This is a genomic window from Suttonella ornithocola (genome assembly GCF_001889065.1).
In the GTDB taxonomy this organism is placed as follows: domain Bacteria; phylum Pseudomonadota; class Gammaproteobacteria; order Cardiobacteriales; family Cardiobacteriaceae; genus Suttonella_A; species Suttonella_A ornithocola.
Map to the genome: position 1 here is coordinate 1 of NZ_LWHB01000336.1, position 799 is coordinate 799.

The 799-nt window shown below is 38.5% G+C and carries 1 protein-coding gene and 1 pseudogene; both read right to left on the bottom strand.

Annotated elements, in window-relative coordinates; genetic code table 11:
- Positions 1–279 (bottom strand): annotated as a pseudogene (locus tag A5N85_RS14210) (hypothetical protein); the annotation flags it as partial.
- A 36-nt stretch (positions 280–315) separates the two neighbouring features.
- Positions 316–672, bottom strand: a complete 357-nt coding sequence (locus tag A5N85_RS14215; protein ID WP_072577679.1) for an IS630 transposase-related protein — start codon at positions 670–672, stop codon at positions 316–318.
- Positions 673–799: the final 127 nt, after the last annotated feature.

Genomic DNA, 799 nt, shown 5'->3' on the forward strand with positions numbered 1-799 from the left:
TTGAATATCACTGCGTTTATGAAAAGCGGCATTGTCCATGACAATTACACTGTTTTTAGGTAACTCAGGTAACAGTGCTTCTCTCACCCAATGAGAGAAAATATCGCTGTTAATAGAACCATCATATAAGCGTAAGCAAACAATTCTCCATTGATAATGGCTCCAATCGCATTGCTCTGGTTCTTTAAATGCCAGTTTATCACTTCCATGACAAACTTCTCCTTTTGTGCTGTAGCCATAAGGATCTATGAGCAAAGGCTTTAAAACCACATTCATCAAGATAGACTATCGGTTTTTCTTGAGCGGTCTTATCCACTATTTGTTCTTGAAAGTGCTCTCTTTTCTCTGTGTCGGTTTTTGGATGTTGGTTAATCTTTTTTTATGCGTTATCTTTAGTCGCTTTAGAGCATAACAAATCGCTGATTGCGAGCAATTAAAACGTCTAGCGCTTTCCCATTGGTAATCATCGGGATACTGCTCAATATCCTTAAGCAAGGTTTCATCATCAATCTTTGAGGGCTTACGCTCAGTAAAACCTTTAGGATGGGGATTTTTAATCCAGCTATAGACGGTGAATTTGCTGATTTTGTAGCGCTTTGCAACAGCGCGCCAAGTTTCTCCATTAGCAATATCGTTAAGAATTTTCTGTCGGAATTGGCAGCAGTAGGTCATAGGATATGCTCAGTTTGTTTTTGATAATTCTACTACAAGTTGTTCTTTATATCTGCTTTGGATAGATTGGATTATAAGTGATTTGACTATATTCTCCAAATAGACTTTTGCACGCGCCACAACCCCC